Genomic DNA, 21,971 nt, shown 5'->3' on the forward strand with positions numbered 1-21,971 from the left:
ATGGCATTGGCATTCGACAGCGCGACAGAAGCCCGGCGCGAGTCCGAGGGCATGGTGTGGATTCCCGGCAGGTCGTTCACGATGGGATCCGACCATCATTATCCGGAGGAAGCCCCGGCCCACCCGGTCAAGGTGGACGGCTTCTGGATTTCGCTGACGCCGGTCACCAACAGGCAGTTCAAGGAATTCGTCGAGGCGACGGGATATGTCACCGTCGCAGAGATAGCTCCCGATCCGAAGGACTATCCCGGTGCGAAGCCTGAGATGCTGAGGGCGGGGTCGCTGGTGTTCACGCAACCGAAAGCCGTGAACGGCGCCGACATCTCCCAGTGGTGGACATTCAAGTTCGGTGCGAACTGGCGCCGCCCTCTCGGCGGCCTCAGCGATCTGCGCGGCAAGCTCGACCATCCGGTCGTGCATGTCGCCTATGCGGACGCCGCTGCCTATGCGGACTGGGCCAGGCTCGATTTGCCGACGGAGGCCGAATGGGAGCTTGCCGCCCGCGGCGGGCTGGATGACGCGGAATATGCATGGGGCGACGAGTTCGCGCCGGGCGGCGTCCCGATGGCAAACACCTGGAGCGGCACGTTCCCTACCCACGCGATGAAGCCGAAAGGACACGAACGTACCTCGCCTGTGCGATCGTTCCCGCCGAATGGCTTCGGCCTCTACGACATGATCGGCAACGTCTGGGAATGGACGAGCGACTACTGGTCGCCCCGGCATCCCGAACCGGCGAAACACTCGTGCTGCATTCCGAGCAACCCGCGCGGCAGTGACGCCGAGGCAAGCTACGATCCGCGCCAGCCGGAAATCCGGATAGCGCGCCGGGTGCTGAAGGGCGGCTCCCATCTTTGCGCTCCAAACTACTGCAGACGCTACCGTCCTGCCGCCCGCCACGCCGAACCCGAGGATACTTCCACCAGCCATGTCGGCTTCCGCTGCATCAGGCGCACGGAAGGAAAAGCGAAATGAGAAGACGTTTCCAGGCCTCCGATACCATGCTCCCGTCGTTGCCGCTTGTCGGCGGCGAAGATCACGTCGCTCCCGCAAACCCCATCGCCGTCTTCGGAGCAATGCCACTGACGCGCCGTGCAGTTCTGGCCAGTCTCTTTGCCGCTTATTTTTGCGTCTTTGCCGTGCAGCAAGGGTTAGCTCAGTCCGATCCGCTGGCTTCCTGGAACGATACCCCCACCAAGGCGGCCATCATTGATTTTGTCGCCCGTGTCACGACACCCGCCGGTCCCGAGTTCGTGCCCGAGGAAGAGCGCGTGGCGGTATTCGACATGGATGGAACACTCATTCCGGAGAAACCTGTTCCTGCGGCACTCATCCCGATCATCATCGATATCAAGGCCGCGATCACCGCAAAACCGATGCTCGCCGAAAAGCCTGGCATCCAGGCATTCTTGCGCGGGGACGAGGCGGCACTCGCGGCTGCCGGCGAACAGGGCCTCAACGAGCTCATCGCGGCGGCAACGGACGGAAAGACCACGGAAGAGTTCTCTGCGGAGATATTGCCGCTGATGGAGAAGACGCCGGAAAAGAGATTTGGCGTTCCCTACACGCGCGCTGTCTATCAGCCGATGCGTGAACTGCTCGCTTATCTTGAAGCCAACGGGTTCCAGAACTGGATCTGCAGCGGAAGTCCGATCCTGTTCACCCGGGCGGTTTCCGAAGCCATGCTCGGCATTCCGCCGCAGCGTGTCATGGGAAGTACCGCCGGCACCAGGCTTGACGAGCGTGGCGGCAAGACCGTGCTCGTCTTCGATGGCAGCGTCGATCACGTCAATGACCGCGAAGGCAAGCCGCCGACGATCAACCTTGCTCTCGGAATGCGTCCCGTCTTCGTCGGGGGCAATGAAGGTGGCGGTGGCGACATTGCGATGATGCGCTGGTCGAAAGACCGGAAAGGTCCGAGCTTCCAGCTTCTTATAAACCACGACGATGCGGACCGGGAATTCGCCTACGCGGAGCCTGACGGTTATTCACTCAATGCAGCGAGCAAATATGGATTTCACGTCGTCAGCATGAAACAGGACTGGAAAGTGGTCGTCGCACCATAAAGCGGAATGCGGGGCTGTTCACCTTGGAACAATCTGGACGCTTGCACGCTACTCCCGAGCATACAAACCTGGGAGATTGCAATGTCCATGACCCTCGAAGACCTATCCTCGCAACTGAAGAAGATCGATTTCTGCATGCTGTCGACGAATGCCGGGTCGGGCCGCATCTCGGCCCGACCGATGAGCAACAACGGCGACGTCGAATATGACGGGGATTCCTGGTTCTTTTCCTATGAAGACAGCAGGAAAATCACGGAGATCGAAGGCATCGAAACCGTCTCGCTGACCTTCACGGCGCCTCCCAGCCTCCTCGGCAAGCCCGGGATTTTCATCGCTGTCGAGGGCGCAGCGTCGCTGGTACGGGACAAGGCGGCACTCGAAGAACATTGGATCCCCGATCTCGAGCGGTGGTTTCCTGAAGGAGTGGACACTCCTGGGATCGTTCTTATCAAGGTTTCAGCGTCCTCCATCCGGTACTGGGATGGTGAGGAAAACGGCGAGGTCGCCCTGCCTGGCTCAGCGACTTAAGGTAATGGCATAAAAGGGATGCCTTACTTCGCGGGCGGCTCCTCCCAGCCGAAGACGCTCCGGCCGCCGAAATCGGCGGATTGGCGGAATTCACCGGCAATGATTTCCTTGAGGTCGGGACCCGTCACGTAGCGTTCCATCTGCCTGGACTGATCGTCCAGGCGCTTGAGCGCCTGCAATTCCTCCTCGCGTCCGAGCCTGCCCTTCTGCACCGCCGATTTCATCACGGCGATCGTCTCGTCATAGACCTTGAGCGGAACCGGAAAAGGATGACGGTCCTTGCCGCCATGGGCGATCGAGAAGCGCGCCGGATCGGAAAAACGGCAGGGCGCGCCGTGAACGACTTCCGCCACCATCGCCAACGCCTTCACCGTGCGGGCGCCGACGCCTGGCACGAGCAGCAGCTCTTCGAAATCCGCCGGCCCGCGGTCGGCAGCGGCAGCCAGATTTCCATGCAAGCGCCGCATGTTGACGTCGCTCTCGCGGACATCGTGATGGGCAGGCATGATCAGGCGCGGCAGCATCGGCTGTTCGGCCGGTTCAGGCGCCGGCGCTTCGGCACGTTGCAAGGCCGCGGCTTCGCGGATGATCCGGTCGGGCCCGAGGGTCGCCAGTAGATCGAGCTGACCGCGCCGCGAGCGTTCGGCGCGCCGGTCGGCAAGATTGACGATCTCGCCCTGGCTCCTTCCTTCGATTGCCGCATGCGGCGAATCGACGAAGCTCTCCAGGCCTTCGGACAGCCAGTGATACCGCCGGGCCTGCCGCCTGTCGCCGTTCATGCCCTGCTGCACAACCACCCAATGGCCGTCATCGGCGACGATGAACCCGTGCAGATAAAGATCGAACCCATCCTGAAGGGCAGCGCTGTCGACCTTGGCAATAAGACGGCTCGTGGTCGCGAGCCCTTCCCCGTCGAGACCGACACGCTCGCCGATCGAGACGAGTTCCTGCGGCGTCTTGCGCGAATGCGCGCCGCGGCCGCCGCAGACATGCAGCCCGAGCTCTCCGGCGCGCGGCTTAAGCCCGCGCTTCAGCGCGCCGAGAACGCTGGTGGTGATACCGGAAGAATGCCAGTCCATGCCCATGACCGCGCCGAAGGACTGGAACCAGAAGGGATGCGCGAGCCTCCGCAGGAATTCGTCGCGGCCATAGTGATGGACGATCGCCTCAGTGATCAGCGTCCCCAACCGCGTCATCCGGTCGCCCAGCCAATGCGGTACGCGTCCCCCGTGAAGGGGAAGATCGGCGCTGCCTGCTCGTTGTGACATTTCGCATCCTTGCACTTCGTATCGCCGGCCCTACCAACCCGACCGCCTCATCTGGCGCCGCATGGAACCCAAAAATATTCCAAGCGTTTGCTCTCCCAGTTAGAGGCCGAGGCAATCATGACGACATTCGAAACCATCTTCAATAACCCGAGCTTGCCCCAGACAAAATCACAACGGCCGGGCGCCCGCCAAAAACAGGAGGGCAACGCCTTGTGTCTGGAAGGGAGCGCTGCCAAGGCGGCCTTCCTGATCAACGGCAACAGTTATTTCGCCGAGCTGGCGCGCGCATTGCGGCAGGCGCGGCGCACCATTTGGATCATCGGATGGGATTTCAATCCGGACATCCGGTTGGAACCCGATAAGTCCGACGAAACGCTGGCCGACCTGTTGCATGCCCTGGCAGCGGCAAATCCGAAACTCGAAATACGCATCCTCATCTGGGCACTCGGTCCCGTTTATTCCGGCAAGTCCCTGCAGCCGCTGCGGAAGAAGAACTTTCCCAGAAATGCGCAGATCGATCTGCGCTTCGAGCTTCAGCCGACATTGCGCGGCTGCCACCATCAGAAACTCGTCTCTATCGACGATGCCGTTGCCTTCATCGGCGGCATAGACCTGACGTCGCGCCGGTGGGACACCTGGCTCCACCGTGCCAAGGATAAATTGCGACGTGACCCCAAGGGCGTTTCCTATGATCCGCTGCACGACGTTCAGGCAATGGTCACGGGAGACGCTGCCAGGTTGATCGGCGATATCGCCAGGCGGCGCTGGGAAAACGCCACCAGTGAAAGCCACCTGCCGTTGGCCGAAGATGTCCCTTTTTCCTGGCCGGACGATCTCGCCGTTTCGATGAGGGAGATCGCGGTCAGCTTCGCGCTGACGGAGCCGTCGACCGCCTTTCGCTCCGGCATCAGCGACGGCATCGCCATGACATTGGATGTCATCGCCCGGGCGCGGCGGCAGCTTTACATCGAGGCGCAATATCTCGCCTCCTTCCGCGTCGCCGACGCCATTGCCGCGCGGCTGCAGGAGGAGAACGGGCCTGAAGTCGTCATCATCTGCACGCGCAGCTCTCACGGGCTGATCGAAAAGCTTGTCATGGGCGGCAATCGCGACCGGGTCATCCGCCGCCTCAAACGAGCCGATCGCGCCGATCGCCTGCGCGTCTACTATGCCGTCGTGCCCGGGCCAATCGTGCCCGGGCCAGTCACGCCGCAAGAGGGCGGCGACGTGGAGGTGCTCGTCCATTCCAAACTGATCATCGCCGATGACGAGCTGGTCCGCATCGGCTCCTCCAACCTCAACAATCGCTCGGAAGGGATGGATGGCGAATGCGACATGCTGTTCGAGGCCGGCAACAACGAGCATCGCCGCGCGATCGCGGACCTGCGCAATTGCCTGCTTTCGGAATATCTCGGAACCACACCGGAAAGCTTTGCCGCAGCCTTTATGCAAAGCGGCTCGTTGATCCAGGCGGTCGACGCGCTCAATGACGGGCCTCGGGGTTTACGGGAATTCACCGTCGAGCTGTCGGGCAGCATTTCACCGATTTCAGGCACGGCGATCTTCGACCCGGTTCGACCCGTAACGGTTTTAGACCGACTGGGCCTCGGCGCGCTCGTCCGCCGCCTCATTCGCCCCGCGTGACCTCCGCCGGAAAACGGCTTCGCTGATGACGAGCAGCGTCGTGCCGAGCGCCAGCGGAATGAAGAAATAGGCGCAGCGAAACGCAATCAACGCGCCGATAGACGCCTCCTTCGGCACGACATAGGAGACCGTCGCCTCGAGCACGCCGAGACCGCCCGGAACATGCGTTGCGAGGATCGCCGAATTGGCAAGCACGTAAGCCGTCACCGACCTGAAGAAGGCAACGTCGCCGAAGGCCGAAAGCATCTGGTGCAGGCAGGCGGCGACGAGCATGAAATTGATCGTCCCGACCCCGACCTGTGCGACCGCGATCGAAAATCGCGGTAGCTGAAACGACCAGCGCCACAGCCGCAACGTGCCGCGGATGAAAAACGAAAGGCCCGCATAGACCACCGGCACGACCAGCGCCAGCAAACCGAAGATGCGGACGCTGGCAGGATCGATGCGCAGCAGGCGCCCGGCATCGCCGGGATTGACGATCATGGCGATGCCGCCAAGTGTGATCAGCCCGAGCCCCACCGTGACACCACAAAACAGGATGATCTTCGCCACGTCCTCCGCCGTCAGCCCCCAGCGCGAATAGAAACGATAGCGAAATGCGCCGCTGCTCAGCCCGGCAAAGCCGATATTGTGGCCGAGCGAAAGGCTAATGAAGGAAGCCAGCGCAATCCTGGAATAGGGCAAGGATTTGCCGAGCGAACGGATTGCCAGGAGATCGAAGCAGCTTAGGCACAGATAGGACGCCGCAGCAAAGAGAAGTGCAGTGCAAAAGGTCGAAAGAGGTATGCTGCGAACCGATTGGACGATCTGATCGAGGCTATATTGTTGGAAGATTCGATAGAGGAGAAAGACCGCAAGACAAAGGGCAGCAACGAGCAGTCCATTCCATATCATGCTTTTGAAGCTCATCGATTGTCCTCAGGAGTGCGAGCGCGATGGTTCGATAATCGGGAACGATCAAACGAGTTTTGTGTTCCCTGGAGACCAAGTTCTATGTTCTCCGGGGGAACTTCTATGTTCTCCCCGGGGGGAACGAGCCAGCAGGGCCTATGCCGGATCAATCAATCAAAATCCTGACCTATAATGTGCACAGTTGTATCGGCGGCGACCGGAAGCTCGATCCCGGCCGCATCGCTTCTGTCATCGCCGAGGCTGAGGCTGATATCGTCGCTCTTCAGGAGGTCGATGTCCTCCGGCGCAGGACCGGCGGCGTCGACCAGGCCCATGCTATCGCCTCGCTTCTGAAGATGCAGGCTCATTTCCATCCGGCGCTGTCGATTGCCGAGGAGCAGTATGGCGATGCGATCATCACTTCGCTGCCGACAGGCGCGGTCAAGGCCGGACCATTGCCATCCATCGGCGAACAGCGCGGCGCCATTTCCGTCGAAATAGTGGTCGGCGACAGAAAACTGCTGGTCGTCAACACCCATCTCGGCCTTCGCGGCCGCGAGCGCATCCGGCAGATGACGACATTGCTGAACCCCGGCTGGCTGCGCGGCACGGCGGATGAACCTCTTCCGACCATCCTCTGCGGCGATTTCAACGCCATTCCGTCATCGGCGACTTACCGACTTGCCGCGCGGTCGTTGAAAGACGCCCAGCTCGCAGGCAGCGCCGCGCCGAGAGCGACCTTTCCCTCGCGCTACCCGCTGATGCGCCTCGACCACATCTTCGTCACTGACGATCTCATCGTCAAACAGGCGGCGGTCCTCGAAAACCGCCTGACAAGGATTGCCTCAGACCACCTGCCTCTGCTCGCGGAAATCGGCTTCGCCTGATCCGTCGTCTGACGGCTTTCACCGGGCAAGCTTCCGGTTCATCGCCGCCGCCACCAACGGTAGCGCCGTCGTCGCCACGGCTCCCAGCGGCAAACGCATGATGCCCCTCGTGACGACGAAGGTCGCCGCCATTGCACCTGCCAGCTTGAGCCAAGGCTGATTGCCGAGCTGCGCATGGGCGCTGGCATCGGCCCATCGGACGTTCTCCGTCACGACGGTCGCGGCCTGATGTTGGATCACATGAAGGCGAGCGCGGAGGTTTTCGAGCTCTTCTCGCAGTTCTTGCAGACGGCCTTCCAGGACATGACCTTCGTAGATCGGGAGAGGCTCCTCGACGGTGTCTCCAACGAAAGCATGACCACCGAGCGTCGCAATATATGCCCGATATTCGGCCTCGCTGGCGAAACCCTCACGTCTGATAAGATCAGGGTTGATGCTCGCCTCTTCGAAGGAGGCCTGCGCGGTTTCCACACCGTCGCGCATATCCTTGTTTGTGCCGGTGTCCCCGAGTTCGTCCTTGAACATGATGCGTCTCCAGTTGTTCCTGGCGATAGAACGCTCGACGGCTCAGAAGGATGCATCGGCCTCCGCTCCTGCCTTCATCTTCGCGACGCGCTGAAACGCTCCGGCCGAAAGTCCGCCAGCAGCGGATGGCGGTGTCCGGTGGCGATCTCGTCCGCCAGCAGTTCGCCGGCAATCAGGCCGAGAGTGGCGCCGCTATGGCTGAAAGCGACGAAATAACCCGAGATCGACGGCAGTTCGCCGAAGACGGGCTCGCCGTCGCCTGGGATGGGCTTCGGGCCGACCCCATAATCTTCGACCTCCAGTACCGGATTGCCTTCGAGAACCCTGGAGGCCTCGCGCAGCAGCCCCTCCAGCGTCGATTGCCTGACATCATAGCTGCCGTCGGGCCTCACGCTCACCTCTTCCTCGGACCAGGCGGCGTCGAGCGCGAAACCACCGTTGGGCGTCGGCCGGATGGCGACGCGAGGGGTGTTGAGCACGGCCTTCAGCGGATGGCGGATCGGCTTGGTCCGGACGAGAAGGGCGACAGGCGTTGCATCGCCGATATGCTGGCCGGCCTCGGCGACGATGGCCGGAACGTCGCCGCCGGCAGCAAGCAGCACGGCATCAGCATCCCGGCGCATGCCGTCTGCCGTGATCACGCCACGGGCGCTCCCGCTTTCGACATCGACCGTCGCGCGACCCGCGTCCGTGACGATCTCGCCGCCCAGCGTGCGGAATTCTTCCACGAGCGTGCCGATCAAGGACGGAAGATCGACCCAGCCCTCCCCGGGATTGAGGATCGCGCCTTGCGGCGTCACCGCACTTGCATCGACACCCGGCGTCGCCGCGGCAATTCCCTCCGGCGCGAGCCATTGCGCGTGATAGCCGAGATCGCGCTCATAGTCGAAGATCTCGGCGATCTCGTTGCCGGCATCGTCCGCATCCCAGGTTAGGCCGCCGTCAAAGCGCAGCCACGGCGCATCGGGATACCGGACGGCCAGCGTGCGGTAGCGATCTATGCCGGCCAACCGCAGCCGGTGATAGACATCGGTGCGTTTGCGCGCCGAGTTGAGCCAGGCGAGCGAACGGCCGGAGGCGCCGTTGGCAAGCGGGCCATCATTGATGAGCACGGTGCGGACCCCGAGCCGGGCCAGATGGACAGCGGTCGAGACGCCAAAGATCCCGCCGCCGATGACGACGACCTTCGAAGGTTTGGTGGAAGCATTCATGTCGATAACCTTGTTGTCTGCTCTTGCTAGGTCGAGTGAAATCCGGCACGCCCGGGGTGAGGACGACCGGGAGCACCATGCGTTGCCTGAGGCTTCAGAGAACTTCAGCGAGGAAGCGCTTCAGCCGCTCGCTTTTGGGATTGTCGAAGATCTGCTGCGGGCAGCCGGCCTCGACGATGCGGCCCTCATCCATGAAGACGACCTGGTCGGCAACCCTGCGCGCAAATCCCATCTCATGCGTCACCACGGCCATCGTCATGCCCTGGCGGCCGAGGGCGGCCATCAGGTCGAGCACGCCCTTCACCAGTTCGGGATCGAGCGCACTCGTCACTTCGTCGAAGAGCATGACCTCGGGATCCATGGCCAGCGCGCGGGCGATGGCGACGCGCTGCTGCTGCCCACCCGACAGACCTGCGGGCCGATGATCCCTACGCTCTGCGAGGCCGACCTCGGCCAGACGCGCCTCGGCGATGCGCCGCGCCTCCAGCCTCGGCATCTTCTTGATCTTGGTCAGCGAAAGCATGACGTTTTCGAGTGCCGTGTGGTCGGGAAACAGGTTGAAGTGTTGGAACACCATGCCCACACGCCGGCGCAGCCTCTCCGGCTTCATCGCCAGGATGCTCTCGCCATCGAGCAGGATGTCGCCGCCTTTCGGTTCGACAAGCCTGTTCATGCAGCGCAGCAGCGTCGATTTGCCCGAGCCGGAAGGACCGATAATGCAGGTGACGGTACCAGCGGCGATGTCGAGATCGACACCCTTCAGCACGTCGAGATCGCCATAGGCCATGGTGAGGTCCCGGATGTTCAGGGCGCCGCCTTTGAAGCGCGGCGTACTCTCCTCGGCCGCCTTGACCGTGGGATGCTTGCCGGCAGCGGCCCGCAGTTCGCTCACCTCGACCAATCCGCTCGCGGCACCCGAGCCGCGGCCTTGTTTTCCGAGCCGCAGTCTCGCATCGATATAATTGACGAAGTGGGTCAGCGGCACGGTGATGACGAGATAGAAAACGCCTGCCAGCAGCAGCGGCGAAAGATTGCCGGTGACGACGGCCTGATCCTGGCCGACACGGAAGATCTCCCGCTCGGAGGCGAGCAATCCAAGGAAGTAGACAAGGCTGGAATCCTTGACGTTTCCGATGAATTGGTTGACCAGCGCCGGTAGAACGCGCCTGATGCCTTGTGGAATGACGATCAGACGCATGCCCTGCCCGTGGCTCATGCTGAGCGCCCGGCAGGCTTCCATCTGGCCGCGTTCGACGCTTTGGATGCCCGACCGGAAGATTTCACCGATATAGGCTCCGGCGATCAGGCTGAGCGCCAGGATGCCGAGCGGAAATGGCGACGGACCGAAGATCTCACGCCCGATCCGGGCAAAACCCTGGCCAATGATCAGGATCGTGACGATCGCCGGTAGCCCGCGGAAAACATCGGTGTAGATGCGTGCCGGCAGCCGCAGCCAGCGGGACTGCGAGATGCCCATCACGGCAAGCGCCATGCCGATGATGACGCCGAGCACGGTCGAGGCAGCGGCGAGGATCAGGGTATTCTTCAAGCCGACGCTGATCATGCTCGGCAGAACTTCCGCCATGGCGTCCCAGTCCAGGAAGCTGCGGCGCAGATTTTCAAGCCAGTTCATTCAGATCCCCATGAATTCTTGCCCGGCGCGGACGCCGCCGTCCGGCAGAGCCTTGGTAAGCCGCCCGCGATGAGCGGGCGGCTTGCGGCGTCACTTCTTGGGAAGATACTGTTCCGGCATCGGCGAGCCGGGGAACCACTTTTCGTAAAGGGTCTTCCAGGTGCCGTCCTGCATCGCATCGTGAAGCGCGCCGTTGAGCGCCGTGCGAAAGGCGTCATTTCCTTTTCGGACCACGAAGCCAGCAGGCGCATCGAAGGACGGGATATTCACGGCAACCTTCAGCGCGGGATAGCGCTCGCCATATTGCTTGGCGGCCTCGTAGTCGAGAAAATGCGCATCGACCGTTCCGTTGTTGAGGGCGGCCACCGCGGAATTGTTGTCGGGAAATTTCACCAGATCGGTTCCCCCGAAATTCTTGGCTGCATAGACCTCCTGCAAGGTCCCCTGCACGACGCCGAGACGCTTGCCCTTGAGGCCATCGGCATCCTTTATACCGGCATCCGGGGTCAGGACGGAGAGATAACCGGCAAGATAGCCGTCGGAAAAGTCGATGGTCTTCTTGCGGGCTTCGGTGGTTCCGATCGCCGCAACGGCAACGTCGAACCTTTCGTTTGCGACCGACGGCAGGAGTGCTGAAAATTCCTGACCCGTGAACGTCACCTTGTCTTTTTGAAAGCCGAGGCGGGAGACGACGTTGAGAAACAGCTCGATATCGAAACCGGTGAACTGGCCGTCCGCCGTGGCAAACGTATAGGGCTTGGAATCGCCCATCGTGCCGACGCTGATAGTCCCGGGCTCGATCAGGTTATAGGGATTGTCGACGGCGGCCGCAGAACTTGCGCCCATCGCAAGAAGGCATGTGACAAGGCCGGCCCGCAACGGGGCCGTGATGGTCGGAAAAAATAGAAAAGGCTTCATCGTCGTTCTCCACTCTGAAAGGAATGCTCTTGTCGGCATTGTCGGTCGCCCTGCCCTGCCGCGCAGTTGCGGTAGAGATTTATGGACAAGATACCGGTCTCTGATATAAAGAGACCGGTCTCACAACATATTTGATATCCGTCAATTGACCGGTCGTCAACAACTCTTGTAGTCCTCGGCCCATGGAAGATTCCGCTCATCCGAAACGTTCAGTCACGGTCGCCGACGTCGCGAAGGCCGCAAAGGTCTCGAAGGCCACGGCCGCCCGCGTTCTCGGCGGCTACGGCGTGGTCAGCGCCAAGATCACAGATCAGGTCATGGCGGCGGCCGCCGCCCTCGAATATCGCCCGAACGAACTCGCCCGCAGCATGAGCACCGGAAGATCCGGCATCATCGGGATCGTGGTCGGCGACATCGAGAACGCTTTCTTCAGCCTGGCAGTGCGCGGCATTAGCGATGCGGCCCGTCTTGCGGGCTTCAACGTCATCATCGCCAATTCGGGCGAAGAGCTCGATGCGGAAAAATCGGCCGTCGACCTCCTGATCGGCAAACGCGTCGATGGCCTGATCGTCACGCCGGCCCGCTGCGACAGTATCGATCATCTCCACCACGTCCGCCGTGCCGGCGTGCCGCTCGTCCTGTTCGACCGGGCGATCCCCGAACTCGATGTCGACGCCGTGACCGGCGACGACCGGGATGCGGCCATCTCGGCGACCCGGCATCTGATCGGGCAAGGACATCGCCGCCTCGCCTACGTCTCTGCCATGGATGCCGAGGGCGGCGGGCTCACCGATATCGGGCGGATCTCGAATTCCGCCGTGCGTGAACGCGTGGAGGGTTTTGTCAGCGTCCTGACCGAGGCGGGTTTGCCGAACCCTCTTCATTATGTCAGGCTCGGCGCCACGGATCAGCATCAGACGGACGGCGTGATCAAACGCCTGCTCGCCGACAGCGCTGCGCCGACGGCGCTGCTGGCATCGGACAGCCTCGTCGGCTTGCGCATCTTCAAGTCGCTGCAATCGCTCGGCCTGTCGATCCCCAAGGACGTGTCGATGATTTCGTTTCTCGACGCCGATTGGACCAGCGTCACTGTTCCGCCGATCACCATCGTCGACCAGCGCGTCTACGAGATGGGCAAGCTCGCCGGCGAGCGGCTCATCGCCCGTATCGAACGCACCCCTCTTGCCGTCGAACGCCTGCGCGTCAGCACCAGCCTCATCCTGCGCGGCTCCGTCGCGGCGATCGGCCAGTGAAACCTATTGAGTTGGCCATACCCGCATCGCTTGAAGCAGCGAGTAGTACCGCATTGCGATCGCAACTGATGTCCATCGTCGCCGATTTGATATTACATGGGGTTGCTGTTGTCTTTGCCTGACCAACGTTATTTAATACCGAAAATACTCGCTGTGGGATTTTCAGAAAGATCATGCTCCAGTCAAAAGACGCTTCATCTGAGCTGATAGATTTGATCTATGGAAGTCTATTCGGTGAGTGCAACTGGCAGGATTTTCTGGATCGCGTTGCGCAAACCTCGCCGAATGGAAAGGCTGCCCTCCATTACCACGATCTGGCCTCGCCTGTGGCCCATGTTCCCTACGTATCGGGGTTTTCGAGGAATGAGGTCGACCAGTTCAGCAGCCACTTTGCCGCAGTGAACCCCTGGATTCCGAGATTGAGCTTTGTGCCGGTTGGTCAAGGTGTCTGCGGAGACGAAATCTTTCCACGCGAAGACTTGCTCAAATCGGAATTCTACAATGATTGGCTGAAGGGACAGGCCCAATGCGAGACGAGCATCGGTGTCTCGATCATTCGGGAGGAAACCCGCACCTTCGTGCTATCGACCTGGACGTCGTCAGCCGACACCGATTTCAACAAAGAGGCAGCCGGGCGTTACACGATACTCGCGCCTCATTTGAAAAGAGCTTTCGACTTCATCCGGAAGCGCGATCTACTCGCCCCGGAAAGACAGACGACGCAAACCCTGTTTGATAGCATCGGCGTCGGACTGATCTACGTTTCGGAGCAAGGGCGAGCACGTCAATGGAATAAGAGCGCGGAAGGCTTAATGGAGGCTGGCTTTCCTGTGCAAGTCGCTCCAAGCGGCAAGCTCGAACTTCAATGCGAGAGGTCGACTGCCGTTCTTAATTTCCTGACTTCCAGAAGGGGTATGCAAACAAGGCCGCATACGGCGATTGCAAAAGCGAAGGACAAGGCTAGCTATCGCATCACACTCCTCCGGCTCCAGTCCGATGCGTTCACTGAGTTCTTGGAGGGGCCGACCGTGGCCGTCATTGTCGAGCCGATGGTGGCCACGCCACTCAATGAGCGGCGAGATTTCCTAATGGAAGCCTACAAACTGACTGCGACGGAGATTCGGATCGCATCAAGCATTGCCTCGGGCCATTCTCCAAAGGAGGTGGCCATAGCCGATCACATCAGCTACGAAACAGTCAGAACCCACCTCAGAAACATCTATTCCAAGCTCGGGGTGAACTCCCGGGTTGGTTTGGTTGCGCTGCTCATGCGCTGACCAACGCCTTGAAATTCGTCCCTACCGCCCGCGTGGCCAGCGAGCCTTTGCATATTGCGAACGGGTTCCGAGCGCAAAGACGTGCGACACTCGACATGAATTCCGGCAACCCTTGTCTCATTGCGTTGGAAAACCAGTGCTACGCCGTCTAATCGTAGAGTTCGCCGTGACCAATCTGCTCCCTTGCAGGCAAATCGCTGATTGAGGGATCGTCGGCCGGATCGGGATCTCTCTTGTTGGCATCGCTCAGAAACTGCGCGGCCTTAAGCAGTGCCGCGGTCACCTCCTCGGTGCCCCAGCCGGCTTCATTGGCGGCTGCAATCAGCCTTTCCAAAGCGTCGCGCGCAGCTGCGGTCGCCTCTTCGAAGCGCTGCGCAGGGGATTCGGTCTTCGGTGGTGGAAAGGTCATCGGCGTTCCCTCCATAGGTCTGGCTGTTGGGAGTGAACGCAGCCCAGGGGAAATAGATGCACGACCATGCTGATTAAAACCGATGCCCAGCAGCGCCGTACCGGCAAGGGCCGGCAACGTCTTTCCCCTTAGATGACCGTCTGCAACAGAAACGGAGAGCTCTCCAACGGACGCTGGGCGAGGATCCTCAGCATTGCGGGGCCTTGTATGCCGGAAGTCGTGCAGGAATGGCCGTCGTGATAGACCACCGTCATGATGCGGCTGAGACTATTGTACCTGATCTCTGCGATCGTCCGGGTGTGAACCGGAAAGATGAATTCATGGGGTTGAGATTTCTCCCCCGAGGTTTTCAAGGTCATTGCGATGCCCCAACGAAAAAAGCAATTTTAGCCCCACCGCGCCCTGGTGTGAGCCTAACGGTGCCTATCAAGCACATATTGCTGCGACGGTCGCGTGACATCGGCGTGACACGCAGAATCGACACTGCCAACTCAGGGCGGAATTGGTGGCGCGTTAGTTGCCAAGGCGGCCATCAACCGTCAATGCAATGTCCGACGGATCCCGTGTGCGAGAGTGGCCTGCGGCCAGCATTCGACCGTGCGCGCCAACGATCGAACGGCTTCGTCCACGTTGAAAACCACGTCCCCGAGCCGCTCGATCTCATAATCGAGATCGTAGACCTCGACTTCGTCGAGGTCGTCGCTCTGGAGCAGTCGCCTCATTGCTTCGATAAGGCGCTCAGTCCGCCCAACGATATCAAGAGCGCTGCGTAAGATGATATCGAACATGATTATCCCCTCGCTTCGATAATGAAGCGTCGGCCATAATCGCGATGCTGACAATCCTGAAATCTTGTCAGAGGCGTTCGCGGATCGTGTCGTAGAGATCCCTTAACTCCCGCAGTGCCGGTTGATGCCTACGGCGCGGCAGGGCGGCGCGGCGTCCGGCAAAGGCAAGTGCGCCGGCGACCGCCGCGACGAGCAGCAGCGTTGAGGCCGGGTAGAGCTTCACCGCTGCCTCCGTCTGACGCATGGCTTTCCCGGCATTTCCCTTTGCCGATCGGGCGGCATCGAGGACCTGCTGCTGGAGCGCGCCGATCTGCTGTCGCAGCGCGCCGAGCTCTTCGGCCAGGTTATGATCAGTCTGCCGGGGAACGCCGACCGAGGCCGTATTCGTATCGATGACGGCTTTCGGAACGGGCTCGCCGATCTTGGCTCCCTTGGTGTCGAGGGTCGTCGTCTCAGTGCTCTTGCGGCGCGGCATGATCATTTCTCCTTCCTAGAACTTGATGCCGAAAGGTGTAAGCGGTCTTCAGCCGACATCCTGCTAACTATCTAATGTAGAACAAGATTCAGATTTTTTGGGCCCACCGGGCCTGAAATCATCCTGTTCTAGTCGTCGTCGAGCGAGAAGACGGGCCGGTAGTGACGCGCGGCGATCAGCAAGCTCCGGTCGGGCTGGATGATGTAGATCTCCTCGACCTGGCGTCCCCACTGATCTGTGAAGGTGTGGGGGAAGGAAGAGCCCACGGGTGATTTCGTCAACTTCGTGCGAGGCTGGCCACTATACGTGATGCTGCCGGGAATGGGCGCCAGTCCTGCCGACGAATAACTGCCTGCGCTGGTCGTGCAGCCTGTCAGCACAAGCGCAAATACCAGCACAACTGCTATGCTCCGCTTCATCGATCCCTCCAACTGCCTCGTCTTCACGCGACACCCGCTTTTATCGTCAATGTAACAGGGGACGACAGACATTGTTCCAGAATTTGGCCGGAGACATCAGTGCAGGCGAGACCTCGGCCCGAAACCGGAACGACCGCGCCATCGCGTCGCTCGGTCGGAGCGCAAGCAGTCGTCTATCCCCTAACGTTGACGTTGAATTTTTCAGAGGCCGGTGGCATTAAAAATCCATTCAAAGCGTGGTTGTGCTTCTAAATATGTTCCCACTTCTCAGAGCATGCAGTCGAAGGCGTTTTCTGGCCATGACCTTGGCCTGTAGTGCTGCGCCGGCCCGGCCTGCCAGGTCTGCGTGGAATGGAAAGAATGGAGAGACGGCGACGATGCCAGGAGCAGAAACGACATCTCTCAACGCATACCGTCGCACCGTTTATGAGAATGAACTGGAGGAACCGGAATATTCCTTCGCAGACGACCGATCGGACGGCATTGAAATTCATGCGTTCGGACGCGACTTCGCGCCGGTCGGTACGGACGAAGGTTACGTGCTCCTGACCAACGGCATGAGCGATCGGCGAATGACGCTGCCGACCTCGCACCGGGAAAAGGGCGAAAAGCCCAGAGCCGAACTGATGTGGTACGTGCGTGAGCCGACGCCCGAAATTATCGTCAATCTGCGCTGGCTTGCCGAACTTCCATTCATGGATGCGACCTGGTTCGGTTTCGGCCATCGGGTGCCGATGCCGACCCCACCGGTCGAGGGATGCGATTTCAGGACATTTCTCTTTCTCACGCCGATCATCGAAACTGACCAGCGCATTGCGGCAGCGCTTATGGTCGAGAATGATCCGGTCGAGATCCTCACGGTGAATTTGATTTCCGATGCGGAGTACCGCTTCATCAAGGAGAAGGGACTGAACCCTTTTCTCGACATGCTGGACGAAGAGGATTATCCGCCGATATTCGACCCGAAGCGAAAATCCTACCTATAGCGATCGCACATGCGCATAAGTCCTGGAGCTATCCTTCTTGCTGTCGCGACCATTTTGGGCGCAGCGGTCTTCGCGCGTGCCGACGCTGTGAAACCACCTGATGTTTCCACCGTCGTTCTCTCCCTCTCACCACGGACCGTTCGCTGGGCCACCGTCCACAAACATCCGGAGCCTGCCGATCACGATCTTTACTACCATGTCGAGGTGATCGAGAAGGAGCGAGCTTCGCCGCCATGGCAATTCAAACGGCTTGCCGCACATGTTGTCGTAACGGCGGACGCTTTGGACAGGAGCCGCGTGCGACCAAAAGCCAAGACCTATTTTTACAAGGACATCGAATTCCGGATCGCCTACCGAGCCTGGCGCGCGCAACCTCTCATGCAGCAGGAGGCCGGCGTTTGCCGCACGACAATTCTTGAATGCGTCGACGCCGCAGACAATATGCGGCCATAATAGTCAGAGGACGACCCTACCAACGCGGCGCGTGAACAAAAGGAAGTTCGGCGATGTTAGCAAGACCAGCCGGATATGCCGGGGCCGCAATCGCTGCTCTGTGGGCGGCCCGCCAGATGGGCCGACTTTATTCCTCCACCGAACCGTTCGGTCCCGAGCTCATGAATGTTGCAAGAAATCTCGGCATTTTCATTCTGCCGGCGCTCGTTCTGCTCCTGGCTGGGCCTTTCAGGATGTGGTTCGACAGATTTGCGCCGCTGTACCCCTTAGTGCTCGGAGCCGGCATCCTCAACATCTATATGCAAGACGATGCGCTGGCTGCCGGTCTGCCGATCATCGTGCTCGTCTACCCCTTCCTGGTGGTCTTTGCGCTCGCCTACTTGTTGCGCGGGCGAGTGTCGGAAATGCGCAATTGAATCATGCAGCGCCCCGCGGACGAGCGACTCCCATCTCGGCATTCGAACTTCGAAGGGTTGCAAGAATCGAAGAAATACAATTTTTGTGTAATGGATGAGTCTCAACGCTACCCCTGCTAGAGAAAATATTGCCGCCCCTCACCGGCGGAGGGATATCTATGTTCCTTCAGCCGCAACGTTCCGGCTGATCCTGACCTCACCGCCCCCAAATTAGCTGACCAGATGAAAGCCGTGAAATCGAGCGGCGCTCTTCGTGGACCGCCTTTTCTGACCTGAGAGCGGGACTCGGCCCGTCTGGAAATTTCGAAATCCTCGCATCTATTTTCTACATAAGGACATCTCCATGAAGCATATGCGTAATCTCCACCTGATGATGGCAAGCACCGCGTTCCTGACGCTGGCCGGCCCGGCGCTTGCCCTTGATGGCACGGACATGATGAAGAAGCTCAATGCCGCAACCAGTGCCGGCGGTACGGTCATCACCTTCGAAAAGGCGGAAGCCGATGGCGACACGGTAACGGCGACCGGTGTCCAGGTGGGATCCTCGAGCCTGCCCGGCGACACTTTGAAGATCGGCGACCTCACCTTCGAGGGCGTCGAGGAAATCGAAGGCGGTGGCTATCACGCCAAGACCGTCTCCTTCCCGGATATCGATATCAGCCAGGAGGAAGGACGTTTTTCCGCAAACGAGATCCAGATCACAGGCCTGACGATTCCCGCCAATGCGACGGGCGATACGCTGAACGACATCCTCCTCTATGAAACCGTCAGCACCGGCCCGATCGCTCTCAACATCAAGGGCAAGGACGTGCTCGCGATCGACAGCATCGAGTCGAACCTCGAACGCCAGGATGGCGGCTTTGCCTATGACGCCAATGTCGCCGGTCTCAAGGCCGACCTGTCGCAGGTCGAGGATTCGAATGCGAAGGAGGCCATCGAGAAACTGGGCCTGACGACGCTCGACGGCACGGTGACGATGAAGGGCATCTGGGAAATCGAAAGCGGCAAGGTCGCTGTCGACGAATATGCTTTCGACTTCAAGAATGTCGGCCGGCTGAATTTCGCCGTCGATTTCTCCGGTTACACGCTGGGCTTCATCAAATCGCTGCAGGAGGCGGTGAAGACTGCCAAGGCCAATCCGAACAAGGAAGAAGCCAACCAGGCCACCGGCCTTGCGATGCTGGGGCTGATGCAGCAGCTGACGATCAACAGCGCCTCGATCCGCTTCGACGATGCCTCGATCACCAAGAAGGCGCTCGATTATGCCGGCTCGCAGCAGGGCGTGACGGGCGACCAGCTGGCGCAATCGCTGAAAGGTCTAGTGCCGATGATGATGGCGCAGCTCAACATGCCCGAGCTGCAAAACCAGGTGGCGGCTGCCGTCAACACTTATCTCGACGGACCGAAAAGCCTGACGATCAGCGCCGCGCCGGAAAAGCCGGTTCCCGTCCCGATGATCATCGGCGCTGCCATGGGCGCACCGAACACCATTCCTTCGGTGCTTGGCGTCAAGGTCACGGCGAACGACTAACTATTCGCAGAGGCGCTTCACGAACGCCGGCTGCCGGAGGCGGGTTTTGCCAACCTGCCTCTGCATCCTTTTCTGGGAAATCAGAGTAACATCCAAGCCGACGAAAGGTGTCCACCACCTCTAGCCACTCCAGGAGAAGTGCGAAGCGGTTTTCCCGCGAAAGGCTCAAAACTCGTCGCTGCGACGCTTCACGGCGTGCTTCAACGCCGCCATATGCCTTCGCCGCTCCAGCATATAATCGGCATATCCGACGCAGATGAACAGCAATGTCGGACCGGCGTAGATGATGATCAGAGCCAATGCGATAAGGATGAATGCGCTCGTCATGGTCTTTTTTCCATCAATATAGTCGCCGCATCTGACGCGGCGAAAGCGGACGGGTCCTCATCTCGGCAATGCCTGTCCCTATTCCTTGAAAATTCGCCGGCTTCCTATTCGTTCCTTGCGCGAAGCGATTTCCATATGCGCAGCAGGCCTTATTGAACGACATTGATGAAGCGGACGGCCCGCCAGCCTTAATCACTCCCGCGGCCTTTCCTCCCGCATTGCCGCCGTGACGCTCTTCAGCAGCGGGCTCGACATCAGATCCGCGAGCAAAACCGATAGCTTCGGCTTCCAGTTCGGATAGCTGTCGCTGGTGCCTGGCACATTGGTTGGCCTCTTTTCGTCGGTGAGATCGGCGAGACGGACCGCGGCGAGAAGCGAGGGCGTCCTGGCGATGAAGCGATAGGCGCTGACGGTCAATTCCCTCAGCGTCTCGTCGGTTGCCCGCGCTTGGGAAAGCCTGGCCGGCAGTTCGAGGCCGGCAGCCTTCAGCGCCGCTTTCAGGTTCCTCCGCTCGCGCTTGCGGTCTTCGAGATGTATCTCGGTGAGATCGGGCGGCACGATGCCGTGCTCGCACCGGGCCTGAATGTCGGCGCCGCGCCACCAGCCGGCAAGGGTCTGGTGGTCGTGCGTCGAAATGCAGGCCAAAGCCAGGACGGGATAGACGTCCGCCGGCTTGAAGCCCTTTTTGTCCTGTTCATAGGAAAGGATGCGGTAGGAGAGAATGTGGGCCGCCGCCAGATCGTCCTGCAATCCCTTGGGGATCAGTCCCAGGTCTTCTCCGATGACGAGGCACCGATGCTCGGCGGACACTTCTGCGAGGATCTGCAGCAGCCGATCCTGGGGATAGCGGACATAAGCGCCGCCGTCCGGCCTGCTGCCCAATGGCACCAGGAAGAGGCGGCGAAGCGCTGCGGCGTGGTCGATGCGGATGGCGCCCGCATATCGCATGGCAGCGCTGACCATGCGCCGGAAAGGCGACATTTCTCCTGCCGCGATCGCGGAAGGCAGATATCCGGCAAGGTGCCAGTCCTGCCCGTCCACGGCGAATGGATCGGGTGGGCTGCCGATGGTGGCCTTCGAGACATAGATATCCGGCTCGCTCCATGTCGCCGAGCCATCGACCGCCTCCCCGACGGCAAGATCGAGATAGAGCCCGATCCGCAGGCCGGCCTTTCGCGCCCGCTCCGCCGCCTGCATCAGCTGCCGGTGAGCAAGCCATTGCAGCCACATGTGGAAGCGGACATCGTCCGCGTGTCCGCGCTCAAATTCAGAGACAGCGGCGCTGTCGAAGCGCTGGAAATCGGCTGGCCAACGTTGCCAGCCGGCGCCCACCCCGCGCTCGACCATGGAAAACGAGAGGCATTCGAAAAGCGCATGCAGCCGCAGGCTGTTACCGCCTTGCGTGATGAAGGCGTCGAAAGCGGCCGGATCATAGGCCTCGTCGATCACGCTGCGCTGTCGCCAGGCCGGCCAAAGATCGCGCAGGACCCTCAGCTTGATCTGTGCGACGCCGACGTAGTCGACGAGATCGGTTTGGCGAAGGCTTTCCAATTGCCGTTCGAGTTCGGGACTGCAGGCAAAACCCGGCAACCGGTCGACCGCGATATAGAGCGGGTTGAGATGCTGGCGGCTCGACGGCTCGTAGGGACTGCAACGGTCGGGATCGGCGAGAAACGGCGCGTGAAGCGGTGTCAGGCCGATGAAATCGGCGCCCAGCGATCTCGCGAGATCCGCCATATCCGACAGATCCTCGAAATCTCCTATGCCCCAGTTGCGTGCCGAACGGAGCTCGTAGAGCTGCAGGCTTAAGCCCCAGACGCGCGTGCAGGAAAGGAAATCGGGCAGAAATGACCTGGCGATCTTCTTAGCCGCCAGCTTGGACTCCCGCCCCTGCGCGCCGGTCTCGGGATCGGCCGCTCCCGGCACGTCGATCTTCAGTGCCGAGAGGATCTTGCGCTTGGTCTCGGCTGATATCGCCAGCTCCCGATTGTCGGGACTGGGCCTGGTCAGGCTGATGCCGTGCCGGCGGGCGAGCTTGTCGAGCTCAGCAGATTTCATCGTTCGAT

General features: G+C 60.6%; 24 protein-coding genes. 11 read left to right on the forward strand and 13 right to left on the reverse strand.

The genetic code is table 11. From position 1 onward, the window contains the following. From FFM53_RS26565 to FFM53_RS26575, 3 genes are all read left to right on the forward strand, one after another. Positions 1–975, forward strand: a complete 975-nt coding sequence (locus tag FFM53_RS26565; RefSeq protein ID WP_138388805.1) for a formylglycine-generating enzyme family protein — start codon at positions 1–3, stop codon at positions 973–975. Next, positions 972–2,066 carry an HAD family hydrolase gene (locus FFM53_RS26570; protein ID WP_138388804.1) on the forward strand — a complete coding sequence of 365 codons (1,095 nt, stop codon included), beginning with the start codon at positions 972–974 and terminating at the stop codon, positions 2,064–2,066. Before FFM53_RS26565 ends, FFM53_RS26570 begins: the two co-directional genes overlap by 4 nt. Before the next feature lie 81 nt (positions 2,067–2,147). Continuing rightward, entirely contained in the window at positions 2,148–2,594 is a 447-nt protein-coding gene (locus FFM53_RS26575; protein WP_138388803.1) for a pyridoxamine 5'-phosphate oxidase family protein, read from the forward strand. A gap of 23 nt (positions 2,595–2,617) precedes the next feature. Here FFM53_RS26575 and FFM53_RS26580 read toward each other — a convergent pair whose 3' ends face one another. Next, entirely contained in the window at positions 2,618–3,862 is a 1,245-nt protein-coding gene (locus FFM53_RS26580; protein ID WP_138388802.1) for a DUF763 domain-containing protein, read from the reverse strand. A 117-nt stretch (positions 3,863–3,979) separates the two neighbouring features. Here FFM53_RS26580 and FFM53_RS26585 point away from each other — a divergent pair, with 117 nt between their 5' ends. Next, positions 3,980–5,506, forward strand: a complete 1,527-nt coding sequence (locus tag FFM53_RS26585) for a phospholipase D-like domain-containing protein (protein ID WP_138388801.1) — start codon at positions 3,980–3,982, stop codon at positions 5,504–5,506. Here FFM53_RS26585 and FFM53_RS26590 read toward each other — a convergent pair. Further along, complete coding sequence (locus FFM53_RS26590) at positions 5,453–6,415, reverse strand: lysylphosphatidylglycerol synthase domain-containing protein (RefSeq protein WP_138388800.1); 963 nt, start codon at positions 6,413–6,415, stop codon at positions 5,453–5,455. The genes FFM53_RS26585 and FFM53_RS26590 overlap by 54 nt on opposite strands. Positions 6,416–6,555: 140 nt before the next feature. Between FFM53_RS26590 and FFM53_RS26595 the strand changes: the two genes are divergently transcribed. Continuing rightward, a complete protein-coding gene (locus FFM53_RS26595) occupies positions 6,556–7,284 on the forward strand; it encodes an endonuclease/exonuclease/phosphatase family protein (RefSeq protein WP_033183281.1) in 729 nt (242 codons plus the stop codon). Between the two features lie 18 nt (positions 7,285–7,302). Here the strand turns inward: FFM53_RS26595 and FFM53_RS26600 are convergent, their stop codons facing one another. The 4 genes from FFM53_RS26600 to FFM53_RS26615 form a co-directional block, all read right to left on the reverse strand. Then, positions 7,303–7,809: a hypothetical protein gene (locus tag FFM53_RS26600; protein ID WP_138388799.1), complete on the reverse strand. Its 507-nt coding sequence runs from the start codon at positions 7,807–7,809 to the stop codon at positions 7,303–7,305. A gap of 74 nt (positions 7,810–7,883) precedes the next feature. Continuing rightward, complete coding sequence (locus FFM53_RS26605) at positions 7,884–9,020, reverse strand: NAD(P)/FAD-dependent oxidoreductase (protein ID WP_138388798.1); 1,137 nt, start codon at positions 9,018–9,020, stop codon at positions 7,884–7,886. Positions 9,021–9,114: 94 nt separating this feature from the next. Next, positions 9,115–10,653, reverse strand: coding sequence for an amino acid ABC transporter permease/ATP-binding protein (locus tag FFM53_RS36850; RefSeq protein WP_138388797.1), 1,539 nt, complete (start codon positions 10,651–10,653; stop codon positions 9,115–9,117). Between the two features lie 90 nt (positions 10,654–10,743). Further along, positions 10,744–11,571 carry an ABC transporter substrate-binding protein gene (locus tag FFM53_RS26615; protein ID WP_138388796.1) on the reverse strand — a complete coding sequence of 276 codons (828 nt, stop codon included), beginning with the start codon at positions 11,569–11,571 and terminating at the stop codon, positions 10,744–10,746. A 182-nt stretch (positions 11,572–11,753) separates the two neighbouring features. Here FFM53_RS26615 and FFM53_RS26620 point away from each other — a divergent pair, with 182 nt between their 5' ends. Both FFM53_RS26620 and FFM53_RS26625 read left to right on the forward strand, forming a co-directional pair. Next, positions 11,754–12,824 carry a LacI family DNA-binding transcriptional regulator gene (locus tag FFM53_RS26620; RefSeq protein ID WP_138388795.1) on the forward strand — a complete coding sequence of 357 codons (1,071 nt, stop codon included), beginning with the start codon at positions 11,754–11,756 and terminating at the stop codon, positions 12,822–12,824. A 173-nt stretch (positions 12,825–12,997) separates the two neighbouring features. Next, positions 12,998–14,101: a helix-turn-helix transcriptional regulator gene (locus FFM53_RS26625; RefSeq protein WP_138388794.1), complete on the forward strand. Its 1,104-nt coding sequence runs from the start codon at positions 12,998–13,000 to the stop codon at positions 14,099–14,101. 148 nt (positions 14,102–14,249) lie between these two features. Here FFM53_RS26625 and FFM53_RS26630 read toward each other — a convergent pair whose 3' ends face one another. The 5 genes from FFM53_RS26630 to FFM53_RS26650 all read right to left on the reverse strand — a co-directional run bounded on the left by FFM53_RS26630 (position 14,250) and on the right by FFM53_RS26650 (position 16,192). Then, entirely contained in the window at positions 14,250–14,510 is a 261-nt protein-coding gene (locus FFM53_RS26630) for a hypothetical protein (protein WP_138388994.1), read from the reverse strand. A gap of 128 nt (positions 14,511–14,638) precedes the next feature. Beyond that, on the reverse strand, positions 14,639–14,869 hold the full coding sequence (locus FFM53_RS26635; protein WP_138388793.1) for a hypothetical protein: 231 nt from the start codon (positions 14,867–14,869) through the stop codon (positions 14,639–14,641). A gap of 180 nt (positions 14,870–15,049) precedes the next feature. After that, on the reverse strand, positions 15,050–15,298 hold the full coding sequence (locus FFM53_RS26640; protein WP_138388792.1) for a hypothetical protein: 249 nt from the start codon (positions 15,296–15,298) through the stop codon (positions 15,050–15,052). Between the two features lie 67 nt (positions 15,299–15,365). Beyond that, positions 15,366–15,773 carry a hypothetical protein gene (locus FFM53_RS26645; RefSeq protein ID WP_138388993.1) on the reverse strand — a complete coding sequence of 136 codons (408 nt, stop codon included), beginning with the start codon at positions 15,771–15,773 and terminating at the stop codon, positions 15,366–15,368. Positions 15,774–15,901: 128 nt separating this feature from the next. Then, positions 15,902–16,192, reverse strand: coding sequence for a hypothetical protein (locus FFM53_RS26650; protein ID WP_138388791.1), 291 nt, complete (start codon positions 16,190–16,192; stop codon positions 15,902–15,904). Between the two features lie 254 nt (positions 16,193–16,446). On the opposite strand from FFM53_RS26650, the gene FFM53_RS26655 reads away from it, so the two are divergent. From FFM53_RS26655 to FFM53_RS26670, 4 genes are all read left to right on the forward strand, one after another. Then, on the forward strand, positions 16,447–17,178 hold the full coding sequence (locus FFM53_RS26655) for a suppressor of fused domain protein (protein ID WP_246413292.1): 732 nt from the start codon (positions 16,447–16,449) through the stop codon (positions 17,176–17,178). Between the two features lie 54 nt (positions 17,179–17,232). Next, positions 17,233–17,631 (forward strand): DUF5086 family protein, encoded by a 399-nt coding sequence (locus FFM53_RS26660; RefSeq protein WP_246413294.1) that lies wholly within the window; start codon positions 17,233–17,235, stop codon positions 17,629–17,631. Positions 17,632–17,684: 53 nt separating this feature from the next. After that, the gene (locus tag FFM53_RS26665; protein ID WP_138388788.1) at positions 17,685–18,047 is read left to right on the forward strand and encodes a hypothetical protein; all 363 of its coding nucleotides are present in this window, start codon (positions 17,685–17,687) and stop codon (positions 18,045–18,047) included. A 343-nt stretch (positions 18,048–18,390) separates the two neighbouring features. Next, positions 18,391–19,578, forward strand: coding sequence for a hypothetical protein (locus FFM53_RS26670; RefSeq protein ID WP_138388787.1), 1,188 nt, complete (start codon positions 18,391–18,393; stop codon positions 19,576–19,578). Between the two features lie 165 nt (positions 19,579–19,743). On the opposite strand, the gene FFM53_RS26675 is transcribed toward FFM53_RS26670, so the two are convergent. Both FFM53_RS26675 and malQ read right to left on the reverse strand, forming a co-directional pair. Further along, positions 19,744–19,905, reverse strand: a complete 162-nt coding sequence (locus FFM53_RS26675; RefSeq protein ID WP_171600455.1) for a hypothetical protein — start codon at positions 19,903–19,905, stop codon at positions 19,744–19,746. A 192-nt stretch (positions 19,906–20,097) separates the two neighbouring features. Then, on the reverse strand, positions 20,098–21,963 hold the full coding sequence (gene malQ, locus FFM53_RS26680) for a 4-alpha-glucanotransferase (RefSeq protein WP_138388786.1): 1,866 nt from the start codon (positions 21,961–21,963) through the stop codon (positions 20,098–20,100). Between the last annotated feature and the right edge of the window lie 8 nt (positions 21,964–21,971).

Source organism: Rhizobium indicum (genome assembly GCF_005862305.2).
GTDB lineage: Bacteria > Pseudomonadota > Alphaproteobacteria > Rhizobiales > Rhizobiaceae > Rhizobium > Rhizobium indicum.